The 13,970-nt window shown below is 68.6% G+C and carries 10 protein-coding genes and 1 tRNA gene; 9 read left to right on the forward strand and 2 right to left on the reverse strand.

Annotated elements, in window-relative coordinates; translation table 11 throughout:
* Positions 1 to 172 precede the first annotated feature (172 nt).
* Positions 173 to 490, reverse strand: coding sequence for a hypothetical protein (locus RN729_RS08990; RefSeq protein ID WP_310783850.1), 318 nt, complete (start codon positions 488 to 490; stop codon positions 173 to 175).
* A gap of 181 nt (positions 491 to 671) precedes the next feature.
* Between RN729_RS08990 and RN729_RS08995 the strand changes: the two genes are divergently transcribed.
* The 6 genes from RN729_RS08995 to RN729_RS09020 all read left to right on the forward strand — a co-directional run bounded on the left by RN729_RS08995 (position 672) and on the right by RN729_RS09020 (position 10,057).
* A complete protein-coding gene (locus RN729_RS08995; protein ID WP_310783852.1) occupies positions 672 to 2,336 on the forward strand; it encodes an amidase in 1,665 nt (554 codons plus the stop codon).
* A gap of 64 nt (positions 2,337 to 2,400) precedes the next feature.
* A complete protein-coding gene (locus RN729_RS09000; protein ID WP_310783855.1) occupies positions 2,401 to 3,675 on the forward strand; it encodes a serine hydrolase domain-containing protein in 1,275 nt (424 codons plus the stop codon).
* A gap of 44 nt (positions 3,676 to 3,719) precedes the next feature.
* Positions 3,720 to 3,803 (forward strand) — tRNA-Leu (locus RN729_RS09005).
* A 145-nt stretch (positions 3,804 to 3,948) separates the two neighbouring features.
* A complete protein-coding gene (locus RN729_RS09010) occupies positions 3,949 to 7,359 on the forward strand; it encodes a hypothetical protein (protein ID WP_310783857.1) in 3,411 nt (1,136 codons plus the stop codon).
* A gap of 109 nt (positions 7,360 to 7,468) precedes the next feature.
* Positions 7,469 to 8,773: a tetratricopeptide repeat protein gene (locus RN729_RS09015; protein WP_310783859.1), complete on the forward strand. Its 1,305-nt coding sequence runs from the start codon at positions 7,469 to 7,471 to the stop codon at positions 8,771 to 8,773.
* Positions 8,774 to 8,890: 117 nt separating this feature from the next.
* A complete protein-coding gene (locus RN729_RS09020) occupies positions 8,891 to 10,057 on the forward strand; it encodes an aminotransferase class I/II-fold pyridoxal phosphate-dependent enzyme (protein WP_310783862.1) in 1,167 nt (388 codons plus the stop codon).
* 41 nt (positions 10,058 to 10,098) lie between these two features.
* On the opposite strand, the gene RN729_RS09025 is transcribed toward RN729_RS09020, so the two are convergent.
* Positions 10,099 to 10,854 carry an enoyl-CoA hydratase/isomerase family protein gene (locus RN729_RS09025; RefSeq protein ID WP_310783865.1) on the reverse strand — a complete coding sequence of 252 codons (756 nt, stop codon included), beginning with the start codon at positions 10,852 to 10,854 and terminating at the stop codon, positions 10,099 to 10,101.
* A 252-nt stretch (positions 10,855 to 11,106) separates the two neighbouring features.
* Between RN729_RS09025 and RN729_RS09030 the strand changes: the two genes are divergently transcribed.
* The 3 genes from RN729_RS09030 to RN729_RS09040 form a co-directional block, all read left to right on the forward strand.
* Positions 11,107 to 12,333 carry an efflux RND transporter periplasmic adaptor subunit gene (locus RN729_RS09030; RefSeq protein ID WP_310783868.1) on the forward strand — a complete coding sequence of 409 codons (1,227 nt, stop codon included), beginning with the start codon at positions 11,107 to 11,109 and terminating at the stop codon, positions 12,331 to 12,333.
* Positions 12,334 to 12,353: 20 nt separating this feature from the next.
* Positions 12,354 to 13,715, forward strand: coding sequence for a TolC family protein (locus RN729_RS09035; RefSeq protein ID WP_310783871.1), 1,362 nt, complete (start codon positions 12,354 to 12,356; stop codon positions 13,713 to 13,715).
* A 31-nt stretch (positions 13,716 to 13,746) separates the two neighbouring features.
* Positions 13,747 to 13,970: efflux RND transporter permease subunit (locus RN729_RS09040; protein ID WP_310783874.1), on the forward strand; the 224-nt coding region annotated here is incomplete at its 3' end.

Raw genomic sequence — 13,970 nt, forward strand, 5'->3', positions numbered from 1 at the left:
CGCTTCTCGAACTCGGCGCGTCTCAGTGTCCCGGACCCGCGGAACTTCTGACCGCTTCGTGGGGTCGGGACTGACGGGAGAACTGAAGCCGGGGCGGCGGATCACCCTCCTGTGGCAGGGACGACGTTGGGATGAAGTCGGTTGTACCGAAGTGGTCGCGTGCGCCCCGGCCTCACCCCACTCGCCCACCTGCCTCGTGATCGGGGTCTTCCAGGCGACGCTCGAGGAGTTGTTCGGTGAACGTCTGTCGCTCGGCGATCTGTCCCACCTGGTCCTGCAGCTCGGAGAGCGTCTGAAGCATGCGGTCGTTCGCCGCCGCGCCCGGCAAGGCGTCCTGTACCCCGTCGGCGAGCCGGTCCGCCCGATCTCGCGCCGCCTGCTCGAGGAAGTAGGCCAGCTTGCGAGACAGCGGGAAGAGGACGATGCCTCCGGTGATGATCAGTACGATCGTGGAGACGAACGCGAAGACGACGACCAGGTCCATGTCCATGCCGAGCCTCCTGGATCACAGGTGAGGGTTGGGGCCGACATCCGACCCCGGCGCCATACGTGACGTGGACGGATACGGTGCGGACGCAAGAATGAGGGTCGGAGTTTCGCGGGCGGGTTGTCGGCTCGTGAATCACGCCGCAGTGTGACCATCTGAGTTACCCCGGCCAGAGGAGGCGAGCGTGTCTGTAGACCTCGACAGGAAAGGCGCGGAGGCGGCGGAGGGCCGGATGCGGCGGCGGGGCTTCCTGAAGGTCACCGCGGCGGCCACCGCGGCGGGGGCCCTCGATCCCCGGACGCTCGTGGCCGCTCCGACGCGACCCCCTTCCAATCGCGACGCGGCGGAGCTGCCGGAGGCGCACCAGGCCGCTCAGGAGGACGTCATTCCGCTCGGGAACGGGGAGCCGCCGGCGCTTCAGTTTCAGGCCTGGCCGGGCGGGACGGGGGCGCTCCTGGAGAAGTACTGGCGGGCGGGAATGAACCCGTTCGAGAAGACCCCGATCGATGTCGAACCCTGGGAGGGGCCCGTGCCGTCCACCGAGGAGGAGATCGCGTTCCTCCCGGTGCACCGGCTGTCGGCTCTCGTGAGGGAGCGCAGGGTCTCGCCGACGGAACTGTTCGACATCTACATGGAGCGCATGAAGCGGCACGACCCCGTGCTGCTGTGCGCGGTGACGATCCTCGAGGACCGGGGCAGGGAGGAGGCCGAGCAGGCGGAAGCCGAGATCCGGGCGGGGGAATGGCGCGGTCCCCTGCACGGAATCCCCTACGGCGTGAAGGACCTCTTCTCGACCGTCGGGGCACGCACGACGTGGGGCTCGGCGGCGTTCCAGACCCAGATGATCGAGGAAGACGCGGAGGTCGTGCGCCGGCTGAACGCGGCGGGCGCCGTCCTCATCGCGAAGCTCGCGACGGGCGAGTTCGCGCGCGGCGACCGCTGGTACCGCGGCCGGACGCTGAATCCGTGGAACCTGGCCTGGGGATCGAGCGGGTCATCCGCCGGGCCGGGGTCGGCGACCGCGGCGGGATGCGTCGCGTTCTCGATCGGGACCGAGACCCGCGGGTCCATCGTCTCTCCGAGCCGCCGCAACGGGCTGAGCGCCCTCCGCCCCACATTCGGACGCGTGAGCCGCTACGGGGGCATGGTGCTCTCCTGGAGCATGGACAAGACAGGCCCCATGTGCCGCACGATCGAGGATTGTGCGCTCGTGTTCAACGAGATCCACGGCTCGGATGAGAAGGACCCCGCCTCCATCACGACGCCGTTCCGTTTCGAGCGGAACCCGGACCTGGGCGCGCTCTCGATCGGATACACGGAGGATGCGCCGCATTCCTTCGTCGAGAAGCTGGAGGAACTCGGAGCGCGGCCCAGGCTCATGCGCGAGCTGCCCGCCCAGTCGGCGAGTTCGCTTGGCGCGGAGTCGTCGTCGGCCTTCGACTTCCACGTCGCCCCCGGCGGGGAGCTGCCCCCGGTGCCGGAGGGGCTCAGCGAGGTGGAGGAGCGCGACTTCACGCGGTTCCGCCGTGGGCGCGAGGGTCTGGCGATGGACTACGTGCACGCGCAGCGGCGGCGCCTCATCGTGATGAAGCGCATGGCCGAGGCGATGGAGGGCTTCGACATGTTTGCCACCGGCTCGGGAGAGGTGGGGCTCACGAACGAGACGGGACACCCCGCGGCCGTCGTGCAGTACGGTTTCGGCCCGCTCGGGCCCGAGGGCGATGAGGCGGAGCAGCCCCTGACGACGACGCTTATCGGCGACCTGTTCGCCGACGACAAGATCCTGAGCGTGGCGCACGCTTTCCAGGTGGCGACGGACTGGCACATGCGGCACCCCGCGCTCGATTGACGAGGGCTTCGATTGACGGCGGACCTCCATTGAGCGGGAAACCTCGATAGACGGAGGAGGAAGGATGAACAGAATGCCCAGGCGCCTGCTGTGGGGCGTGCTTCCGGTGCTCGTGGTCGGCGTGGCGCTTGCGGTGGCGGGCGTCCCGGGATCGACGGCGGCCGAGTCGGATGCGGGTCGCCTCGAGCGGCTCAGCGGTGCCCTGGAGTCTTACGTGGAGGAAGGGGAGCTGGCCGGCGCCGTGGCCCTCGTCTTGCACGAAGGTGAGGTCTCCTACCTGGAGGCGGTCGGCCACCGGGACGTCGCCGCCGGCGACCCGATGGAGACGGACGACATCTTCCGCATCGCCTCGCAGACGAAGGCGATCGTGAGCGTCGGCGTCATGATCCTGCAGGAGGAGGGCGGACTCCTCATCTCCGATCCGCTCGGCCGCTATCTGCCGGAGTACATGGAGACGACGGTCGCCGTCCCAGATGGAGCGGGCGGATACGACGTCGTCCCGGCGAACCGGCCGATCACGATCCGGGACCTGCTCACGCACACGGCCGGCATCGGCTACGGCGGCGGCCCCGCGGCGGAGCTTTGGGAAGAGGCCGGCATTCAGGGCTGGTACTTCGCGCACCGCGACGAGCCGATACGGGAGACCGTGCGGCGCATGGCCGCCCTCCCCATGGACGCGCAGCCGGGCGAGCGCTACGTGTACGGTTATGCGACGGACATCCTCGGCGCCCTCGTCGAGGAAGTGTCGGGCGAGCCGCTGGACGCCTTCCTCCGCGCACGGATCTTCGAGCCGCTGGGCATGGCGGACACGCACTTCTACCTGCCCGAGGAGAAGCGCGACCGGCTCAGCGTCGTGTATTCGGCCTCGGAGGGCGAACTTTCGCCCGCGCCCGATCCGGGCGGCATGGTCGGCCAGGGCGCGTACGTCGACGGCCCGCGGACGAGCTTCTCCGGCGGCGCGGGGCTCCTCTCCACCGCCCACGACTACGCCCGCTTCCTGCAGATGACGCTGAACGGCGGCGAACTCGACGGCGCCCGCATCCTGTCGAGCAAGAGCGTCGACCTCATGACGGTCAACCACGTGGGAGACCGGTTCAACTGGGACGGCGGCGTCGGGTTCGGTCTCGGCTTCAGCGTGCTGGCCGATCTCGGGGCGCGCGGAACCCCCGGATCCGTCGGCGAGTACGGGTGGGGCGGGGCGTACCACTCGACGTACTGGGTGGATCCCGCCGAGGATCTCGTCGTCGTCTACTTCACGCAGCTCATCCCGACGGGCGGCGTGGACGATCACGCGAAGCTGCGCACGCTCGTGTACCAGGCGCTCGACGAGTTGCAATAGCCGCGCGCGGCCCGCTGTTGTAGATCTGGGGGCCGCGCTCGCGAGCCGGAGTGGCGGAACTGGCAGACGCGCCGGACTCAAAATCCGGTGGGAGCAATCCCTTGAGGGTTCGAGTCCCTCCTCCGGCATGACCCTTCGCCCTTTCCCCGACGACACTGCCCAGGCGCGCGCCCGAGCCTCAAACGCCGGACCGCGCGCGGGTGTCTATTCACTTGCGCCCACGGAGCATCACCTGCGCCCACGAGGCACCACCACAGTCAGGAGCCGCGAACCATGCTGAAGCGTGCGTTTCTCCCCGTCCTCTTCGCGACCACCGTCCTCCCGGCCTCAGCCGTGGCCCAGGAGGCCGCCCGGGAGGCCGTGGCCGATGAAGACTTCATGGCCGAGATGGAATGGCGTTCCATCGGTCCGGCGAACATGGCCGGGCGCGTCACCGACATCGAAGGGATTCCCGGCACCGGGACCTTCTTCATCGCGGGCGCGTCGAGCGGGATCTGGAAGACGACGAACAACGGGACCACCTATCGGCCCGTCTTCGACAACGAACGGGTCGTCTCGATGGGCGACATGGCGATCGCGCCGAGCAACCCGGACATCGTGTGGGCCGGGACCGGCGAGGAGGATTCGCGCAACTCGATCTCGCCCGGAGGCGGCATCTACAAGTCCGTCGACGGCGGGCTCACGTGGGAGCTGAAGGGGCTCGAGGACACGCAGGCGATCGGCCGCATCGTCGTCCACCCGACGAAGGCGGACTGGGTATACGTCGCCGCGCTCGGGCACCCCTGGGGAGCGAACGAGGAGCGCGGGCTGTACCGCACGACGGACGGTGGCGACACCTGGGAGCGGACCAACTTCGTCTCCGAAGACGCCGGCTTCGTGGACATCGACATGCATCCGCAGAATCCGGACATCCTGTGGGCGACGAGCTGGGAGCGCGTGCGCGGCCCGTACTTCTTCAACAGCGGCGGCCCGGGGAGCGCGATCTGGAAGTCCACGGATGCCGGCGACACGTGGGAGAAGGTGGAGGGCAACGGCCTCCCCGAGACCATGCTGGGGCGGCTCGAGATCGCGATCGCGCCGAGCTATCCGCAGGTCATGTACGCGATGGTCGAGGCGGAGGCCCCGGAAGAGGCGGATGAAGACGGGAATCGCCACGCCTCCGGTCTGTACCGCTCCGCCGACGGCGGCGAGACGTGGGAGTTCAGGAACTCGAACAACTCCCGGCCCTTCTACTATTCCGGGGTCTGGGTGTCGCCGGACGACCCCGACTTCATCTACTGGTCTTCCCTCTTCTTTTCGCGGGACGGGGGCCGCACGGTCGGGAACCCGGCCCAGGGCGTGCATGTCGATTATCACGCACTGTGGTGGGATCCCGTCAATCCGGACCATTTCATACTGGGCAACGACGGGGGGATCGCGATCACGTGGGATCGGGGCGGCAACTTCGAGTTCCCCAACCGTATTCCCATGGGTCAGTTCTATGCGGTCAGCTACAACATGGACACGCCGTACCGCGTCTGCGGCGGACTCCAGGACAACTATACGTGGTGTGGGCCGAGCGCACGCGCCGGCGGCTCCATCGACAATCACATGTGGTATTCGATCGGGGGCGGCGACGGCTTCTATGCGCCGCAGGATCCCACGAACCCGGACATCGTGTTCGGCGAATCGCAGCAGGGCCGGATCTACTGGCGGAACACGCGCACGGGCGAGCGGCACCAGCTGCAGCACCCCGACTGGCGCGAGCGCACGCAGACGCTCCGCGACTCGATCGCGATCCTGACGGGGGACGATCCCGACAACCCCCCGGCCGGGAACGTGGCGCAGATCGAGGAGTTGCAGGCGCTCGTCGCGCAGGACTCCGCGCTGTACGAGATGCGGTTCAACTGGAATACGCCGCTCGAACTGTCGCCGCACGATCCGCAGACGCTGTACATCGGGGCGAACCGCGTCCTGAAGTGGACGTACGACACCGATGAGATGACGCCGATCTCGGACGACCTCACCTACGCCGATCCGGAGAAGATCGAGATCGCGTACAACACGACCGGCGGGATCACGCCGGACGTCACGGGGGCGGAGAACTTCGCAACGATCGTCTCGCTCGCCGAGTCTAAGCTCAACGAGGGCGAACTCTACGCGGGGACGGACGACGGCCGCGTGTGGCGGACGCCCGAGGGGGCGGAGTGGATCGAACTCACGGACCGGTTCGACGGCGTGCCGGAGGGGACGTACGTGAGCCGGATCGAGGCATCGAGCCACGATCCGAACCGGTTCTACGTGACGTTCGACAACCACCGGCGCGACGACTACACGCCGTACGTCTACGTGACGGATGACGCCGGGGAGAGCTTCCGCTCGATCTCGTCCAATCTCCCGACCGGGGCGCCGGACTTCGTGCACGTGGTCCGGGAAGACCCGGTGAACCCGGATCTCCTCTTCGTGGGGACGGACGTGGGGGCCTACGTGTCGACGGACCGGGGCGGCTCGTGGACGCGCTTCATGAACGGGCTGCCCACGGTGCCGGTCCACGATCTGAAGATCCATCCGCGCGAGAGCGAGATCATCGCCGGAACGCACGGGCGCTCCATTTTCGTAGCGGACATCTCGCTCCTGCAGCAACTCGACGGCGGACGCCTGCCCGAGGCCGTGACGGTGTTCCAGCCGAAGACGGCGATCCAGTTCGGGGATCCGCCGGTGGGCGGCGAGTTCGTCGCGCAGAGCAACTTCCAGGCAGACGCGGGCGACTACGGGGCGCAGATCTCCTACTACGTCCCCGAGGACGTGGCGGAGGCGCTCGCCGCGGCGGCCGCGGCGGAGGCCGAGGCTGAAGCCGAGCAGGAGGCGGAAGAGGAGGTCGAGGACGAAGAAGAAGAGGCCGAAGAAGAGGTCGAGGAAGGGGCTGCGGGCGCCGCGGCGGCGGTCCGCGCCGTTGCAATGCCGGCGGGCGCGGCGGTCCGCACCTTCACAGTGTCCGGGGTCGTCACAGCGACGGGGGGCGGAAACCGCCCGCAGGCTTCGATCGCGATCCTGAACGCGGCCGGCGACACCGTGCAGACGCTGAACGGTTCGGCCGCGGCCGGCGTGCAGCGGGTGCGGTGGACCTTCAACCGGCGGAGCGCGCCACGGGAGTCGTCGCCTGCGGACCGGTTGGACAGCCTCCGCACGGCCCGGCTCTACGAGACGGTGGCGGACTCGCTGGTCGAGCATGAGGGCGTCGCGCGGGAGACGATGGACCAGGTGCTCGACATGATGCAGGGTGGCAACCAGGGGGCGATCGTCCGCATGTTCACCGGCGGTGGAGGCCGTGGAGGCGGCGGCGGGGGCTGGCAGGAGAGGCCCGCGGAGCGTTACCCGCCGCCCGGCCAGGCGGCGGGACGGGGCGGAGGCGGGAGAGGAGCGCGCGCCGCGATGGCGATGGCCGCTGGCGCGGCCGGCGGCGCCGACCCGGCCGCCATGCGCGAGGTCTTCCAGCAGGTGGGCGAGGCCGTCCGCGAACGGGGCGGCATGTCGACCATCCGTCGCTTCTTCGGCGGGGGCGGCGGCGGGGGCGGCTTGGCTGATCCCGGGACGTACACCGTCGCGATCACGATCGGCGACGAAACCCATACGATCCCGCTCGAGGTAGTGAGGAAGGAAGGCTTCGGGTTCTGGGACAAGCCCGACGGAGAGAACGACCGCTAACGGCCCGCGGACCCGCCGGAGCGGCAAACGTTCGCCGCTCCGGCGGTGTCGCATGGCTCGATGGCTCACGGCGTCGGGCCGGCGCACCTCCGAAGACCGGGATGGGCGGATGATGACGAACAAAGAGGGAAGCGACGCGTCGCTCCTGGAGAAGATCCGGAAGCGGCGCATGGTGCAGATCGCGCTCGTGTATGTGGGCGCGGCCTGGCTCGGCGTGGAGATCACCGACTTCATCGTCGGGACCTACGCGTATTCGAGAAAGGTCCTCGATACCGTCGTCTTCCTCGCCATCCTCGGTTTCCCCGCCTTTCTCATCATCGGCTGGTATCATGGCGAGCGCGGCCCCCAGCGTATCCGCCGGGCCGAAGCCTGGCTCCTGGTCACGCTGGTCACACTGGGCGGGATCGGCACCTACCGGATCGCGACCGCCGAACCGGAAGCCGGAGGAGGCGCGGAGATGGCGGCGCCCCCCATCGTCGCGGAGGGTGTGGACCGCAGCGGTGATGCGGTGAGTTTCGCGGGGTCGGCGCCCGATCTGGGTCCGAACTCGCTCGCGGTCCTGCCCTTCCGGAACAACGTGCCCGATCCGGAACTCGAGTGGCTCGGCTCGGGGCTCGCGGACCTCCTCACGACCAACCTGGCGCAACTCCCCGATCTGCTCGTCGTGGGCCGGCAGAGCCTTTACGACCTCATCACCGAGGGGGGGCTCTCCGAGGAGGAGGAGATCCCGGAGTCGCTGGCGCTGACCGTCGCGCGCGGCGCCGGCGCCCGGCTGCTGCTATGGGGGAGCGTGACGGGGACCGCCGGCGACATGCGCATCGACGCCCAGCTGATCGAACTGGAGAATGGCACCGTGGCGTCGGCCGACTTCGCACGGGGCAGCGATGTGTTCGAACTCGTGGATACGCTGACCGTGCGTCTCGCTTCCCACCTCTCCGGCGCGCCGCCGCCGGCCGAGGTCGCTCGCATCAGCCACCTGGGGACGCGGGACCTGGAGGCGTGGGCCGCGTTCCATCGCGGCAACGCCCTCGCCCGTGCCGGTGACCTGGAGGAAGCCGAGGCCCACTACGAGCGGGCGGCCGAGATCGATAGCACGTTCGCGCTTCCGTTCCTGACGGCGGGCGGCGATTTCCGCGCGGGAGAGCCCGTATCGCCGGATGGGGAGCGAACCGAGGCCGAACGCCGACGCGCCGACTGGCGGGAACGCGGCCACGTACAACTCGTCCGGCGGCTCCCCGAGGACGTGCGGGCGCAGTTGGCCGGCCTCCGCGGGGAAGAACTGCGGGCGGCGATCGACTCTCTGATGGACGGCGCGATTTCCGGCGTCCGCCTCCTCGTCACGGAACGAAGATCCGGGCGGGGCGAACCGCAGGAAGAGCCGCCCCCGCGCCGCCCCCCCCCGCCTCCGCGCTGAACGCGGAATGACCCGCCGCGCTGGACGTTCGGCGTCGCACGGGCCATGTTTCAACGAAGCATGGGCGGGCGCCGCCTCCCCGCGGGAGTGGCGTCTTCGGAACCTCAGGGAGGCCACATGAAGCGAAGGGCGTTTCTCCGAGCCGGACTCACGGGCGCCGGCGTTGCCGGCATCGCCGCCGCACCCCTTGCCGCACCCCTCGCGGGCGCGACGACGGCGCGCGGTCTCGACACGATCTTCAACCCCCGCCGTCCGGGACGCGACTACAACGGACCCGTCCGGCTGAGTTCGAACGAGAACCCGCTCGGCATCGCCCCGTCCGCGCGGCAGGCGATCATCGACGGGCTCGACGAGGCGAACCGCTATCCTGGCGCGACCGGCGAACTCGTGCGCGAGGCGCTCGTCGCGCGCTTCGGCGTTAAGCCCGGCCAGCTCTTCTTCGGCTCCGGCTCGACGGAGATCCTGCGCATCGCGTCGGCGGCCTGGGCGGCGCCCGGTGGCCGCCTCATCTACGCCGAGCCGACGTACGAGGACGTCCCGCGGTACTCGCAGCCGTTCGCCTACGACCACGTCACGGTTCCGCTCACGAGCGACTACGCCCACGACATCGATCGCATGCGCGAGGAGGTCGCGAAGTCGTCCGCGCCGAGCGTGATCTACTTCTGCAACCCGAACAACCCGACCGGCACGCTCACCCCGACCGGACCGATCATGGACTGGCTCCGCGACGAGGGCGAGCAGCACCTCTTCCTCGTCGACGAGGCGTACTTCGAGCTCGCGGATGATCCCGGCTACAAGACCTTCGTCCCGCTCATCGAACGCCATCCGAACCTCATCGTCGCCCGCACCTTCTCGAAGGTGTACGCGATGGCCGGGATTCGCCTGGGCTACGGGATTGCGCACGAGGCCACGGTGCAGCGGGTCCTCCCGTTCGCGACGCGGAACGCGCCCAACCACGTCGCGGGCGTGGCGGCCGTCGCCTCGCTCGCGGACGACGAGTTCTTCGCCAAGAGCGTGAAGACGAACGACGAGGCGAAGGCGATCATGTACGACGTCTTCGGCCAGCTCGACATCGAAGTCCTGCCGAGCCACACCAACTTCGTGATGCACCGGATCAAGGGCGAACTCGCGACTTACAACGAGCGCATGTTCGAGGCCGGGTTCAACGTCGGCCGCCCCTTCCCGCCCATGACGGACTGGAGCCGCCTCTCGATGGGCCTCCCGTCGGACATGGAGAAGCTCGCCGAGGTCATGATGGACTTCCGCAAGAAGGACTGGATCTAGCAGCCCGATCCGAATGCTGCCGTCGCCCGCCGACGTTCGAGTCAGCGGGCGGCGGACGAGCGGCCGAGCGTTCGCCGCAGGTAGCCTCGGATGTGTTCCAGCGTGTCGTCTGCGGTCCAGACGGAGCGGAGTTCCGGCTCCAGGTCGATGGCGCCCCCCACGCCAGATGCGAGCTGCCGCTTCGTCAGGCTGTACGTGGCCACCGGAATCGAGGCCAGGTCGAGCGCGATCGCCCGGGCTCGATCGAGCAGTTCGTTCGCCGGCACGATCTCGTCCACGAGGCCGCGTTCCGCTGCGCTTTCGGGGTCGTACAGGCGTCCGAGCAGCATGATCTCGCGCTGGTATCGCCGCGGGATCGCGCTTCGCACGATGTCCAGGGCGACCGCGGGGAAAGGTACGCCGACCTTCAGTTCGGGAAGCCCTATGCGTCCCTGGCCGGTGGCCATGGTCCGATAGTCGCAGGCGCAGGCGATGACGCCGCCGCCCGCCACCGCGTGGCCGTTCACGGCGGCGACGAGCGGCTTCGGAAACGCACGCAGCATCGAGAATAGCGTCCCAAGGCTCTGCAGCAGCGCTTCCACGTACCCTGGGCCGTCGTCGACGACGCGGAAGAGCTCGACGCCCGCCGAGAAAGCAGACCCCGTGCCCGTCAGCACGACGGCCCGCACCGAGTCGTCCGCACGCGTCCGTTCGAACTCCGCGGCCAGCGTGTCGGAGAACTCGACGGTGAGGACGTTCGCCGGTTCGTGCGCCATGCGGATCTCGGCCGTGCCGCTCTCATCGCTCCTCTGGATCATGCCTTCTCCTCGCCGCTCTCGCTTTCTCGATTCTACTAGCATATTAGTTGACCCGGTGTCCTCCCCCGCCTAGGCTCCCTCGCAGCGTAAAGGCAGCCGGTCCGCGGCTCATACAACGGTTCGGACTTGTTCCAGTGTCAAAGCCGCGATCCCTGATGTTGATGGACCGTTGACGGTCTTGCCATAGATTGGGCTTGCCGCGGCCACTCCGATTGGTCGACCACGCGAACCGAACACAGCGGTGCGAGGCTTATGAAGGCACGTCATTGGGTCACGTTGATCGTCCTGCTCGTCGCGGGTGCGGCCGTCGTCGGGATCTTCATGCGGCTGAACGAGGAAGGGGAGGACGAGCCGCAGAGCTTCGGCGATGCCGCAGCGGACTCCGTGGCCGAGGCGGTGCGCGGGACGGCTTCGGCGGCCGCGTTCGCCACGGACATTTTCCTTCCCGTCGAAGGGGCCGTCATCCAGCGCGACACGTTCGTGCTCTGGGTCACGGCGAGCGGTCACGCCGCTTCCCTCCGCCAGGCTCCCCTCCACGCGGAAGTCGAGGGGCCCGTCACCGCCGTGCCGGTGCAGGAAGGCGGGCTCGTGAGTGCCGGTCAAACTCTCGCCCGGATCGACCCCGCGCTCTACGAACTCCGGGTGCAGGGGGCGGAAGCCGGGGTGAAGCGAGCTCAGGCGGAGTACGACGACCGCGTGCTCTTCGACGACCAACTGCCGGACTCGGTACGCATGGCCAGGGCGGAACAGGCGCGGATCCGGGTCGGCCTCGACGAGCAGGAAGCAGCGCTTTCCGAGAGGCGGTATGAGCTGGCGAAGACTCGTATCGTCGCTCCCTTCTCCGGCCTTGTAGCGAACCTCTCGGTGGCGCAGGGGAGCCGCGTCCGAGCGGGGGACTCGATCGCGACGGTGGTCGATCTTTCGGAGATCGACATCGATGCCGGAGTGCTCCATTCCGAACTGCCGCTGGTGGAGGTGGGGCGACAGGCGACGGCCACCTTCCCTGCGCTCCCCGGCGAAGTCTTCCAGGGGCGCGTCGTGAGCGTGAACCCGCTGATCGATGCCGAGACGCTGACCGCACGGGTCACCGTGCGGCTGTCGAACCCGGAGGCGCGGATCGTCCCGGGCATGCCGGGGAACGTGCGGATCGCCGGCCGGCAGCTCGAGGACCGGACGTTCGTGCCGAAGGAGGCGGTCGTGGAGCGGAGTCGGCGCCAGGTCGTGTTCGTGTTCGAGCCGGGGTCGCCGGGTGCGGAGACGGGGCGCGCCCAGTGGGAGTATGTGACGCTGGGCCTCGAGAACGACACACAGGTCGAGATCATCCCCAGCCCGGACGGAGACGACACATTCGTGCCCGCGGGCGGCGAAGTCGTGCTCATCGACGGTCACGCCACGCTGACGCACGATGCCCAGGTGCGCATCGAAAACCACAGCGACCTCGTGGCGCCCGCGGAACCCGCCCCGGACGGTTCGCGGTGAGGCCGGCGGCGAGTCGGCGCATGCCACGGCTTCTTGCAACGGCCCTGCTGGCGACGGGCGGACTTGCGGCCGCATCGCCGGCGGTCGCGCAGGGACGGATGCTCCCGGATACGCTCGATATCGAGCGGGCGGTCCGAATCGCCGTTAGCGAAAGCCCGGTGCTGATGAGTTCCCGCGCCGCAGCGGACGGAGCGGGCGCCGACCGGTTGGCGGCTTGGGGGGCGTTTCTTCCCCGGGCGTCGGTGGGCCTGGATCTCAGTCGCTCGAGCGCCACCCGCTCCACGTACGATGCCCAGGAAGGACCCGCCGAGCGGCTGCAGGAACGTCTCACGTACACGTCTCAGTCCGCCGGCCAGGGGTTGAATCTCGGTATAACAGTGCTCGAGGGAGGTCGACGCTTCGCGGAACTCCGGCGGAGCGCGGCAAACTTCAGGGGCGCGCAGCGACGTTACGACGATGAGCAACGGAGGGTTGTCGCGGCGGTGCGGCGTGAGTTCCTCGACGCCCTGCGGCGCCAGGAGTTGCTGGAGTTGACGCGGACCCAGATCGCCGACCGGGAAATCGAACTCGAAATCGCCAGCCGGCGGTACGAGATCGCGGCCGTGGAACGCACGGACCTTCTTGGCGCCGAGCTCCAACTGCTGAACGCCCGGATCCGGCTCATTGCGGAACAGAACCTGTTGCGGGTCGGGCTCCGGCAGCTCGCGGTCTCGATGGGGCTGCCGCCCGAAGCGGGCGAAGGACTCGTACTGGCCGGAGATGAGGGCCTGCCCGCCGGGGCGCCGGACATCGAGTCCATCGTCCGCACCGCCGTGATCTCCGATCCCGGACTTGCCGCGCTGGAGGCCGATCGGTCCGCGGCGTCCGCATCGCTGTGGTCCGCCCGCATGATATACCTGCCCCGGATCGACGTAGGCTTCAGGTTGAACCGCAACGAGAGCTTCGGCTCCGATGTTTCGTTCTGGCAGTTCGACCCGGGCGATACGAGCAGTGGGTTCAGCGTCTCGGCTTCCTGGAACCTCTTCGACGGTTTCGGCCGCGAACGCCAGAACGCCCAGGCGTCGGCCGCCAAGCGACGGGCCGAGGAAGATTATCGGCGGTTGCGGTTGGAGATCGAACGCGATGTCAGGCGCTTCGGTACCGAGATCGAAGAGCTTGCTCAGACGCTGGGGTTACTGGAGCAGGCGTATGAGATATCGAGAGAGCGTCTCGATATGGAGCAGGAACGCTATCGGCTTGGCACCACGAGCTATCTTGAGCTTCAAAACGCGGTCACCGCGTTGCAGAACGCCGAGACCTCGCTGATCCAGAACCGGTACGACTACCAGATCGCCTGGTCGAATCTGGCCGAATACGTCGACGGCGGGCCCGGCGGCCGATGACGAACCCCCGCCGCATTCGAGTCGGCTGACCGTGGCGCTTCCCGACGTTTCGCTTCGGCGGCCGGTGGCGACGGCGATGCTCTATGTGGGCATCGCCGTGCTGGGCGTGGTGTCGTTCCTCCGGCTGCCCATCGATCTCCTGCCGGATGTCGCCTTCCCGACGCTCTCCGTGTGGACGACGTACTCGGATGCGGGGCCCGCGGAGGTCGAGCGCTTCATCACGGAACCGATCGAACAACAGTTGTACTCGATCCC

It is taken from the genome of Candidatus Palauibacter polyketidifaciens, from assembly GCF_947581785.1.
Classification (GTDB): domain Bacteria; phylum Gemmatimonadota; class Gemmatimonadetes; order Palauibacterales; family Palauibacteraceae; genus Palauibacter; species Palauibacter polyketidifaciens.

Coding starts and splice junctions, on each gene's coding strand:
- RN729_RS08990 (WP_310783850.1), bottom strand. CDS start 490: ATGGACATGGACCTGGTCGTCGTCTTCGCGTTCGTCTCCACGATCGTA.
- RN729_RS09000 (WP_310783855.1), top strand. CDS start 2,401: ATGAACAGAATGCCCAGGCGCCTGCTGTGGGGCGTGCTTCCGGTGCTC.
- RN729_RS09010 (WP_310783857.1), top strand. CDS start 3,949: ATGCTGAAGCGTGCGTTTCTCCCCGTCCTCTTCGCGACCACCGTCCTC.
- RN729_RS09015 (WP_310783859.1), top strand. CDS start 7,469: ATGATGACGAACAAAGAGGGAAGCGACGCGTCGCTCCTGGAGAAGATC.
- RN729_RS09020 (WP_310783862.1), top strand. CDS start 8,891: ATGAAGCGAAGGGCGTTTCTCCGAGCCGGACTCACGGGCGCCGGCGTT.
- RN729_RS09025 (WP_310783865.1), bottom strand. CDS start 10,854: ATGATCCAGAGGAGCGATGAGAGCGGCACGGCCGAGATCCGCATGGCG.
- RN729_RS09030 (WP_310783868.1), top strand. CDS start 11,107: ATGAAGGCACGTCATTGGGTCACGTTGATCGTCCTGCTCGTCGCGGGT.
- RN729_RS09035 (WP_310783871.1), top strand. CDS start 12,354: ATGCCACGGCTTCTTGCAACGGCCCTGCTGGCGACGGGCGGACTTGCG.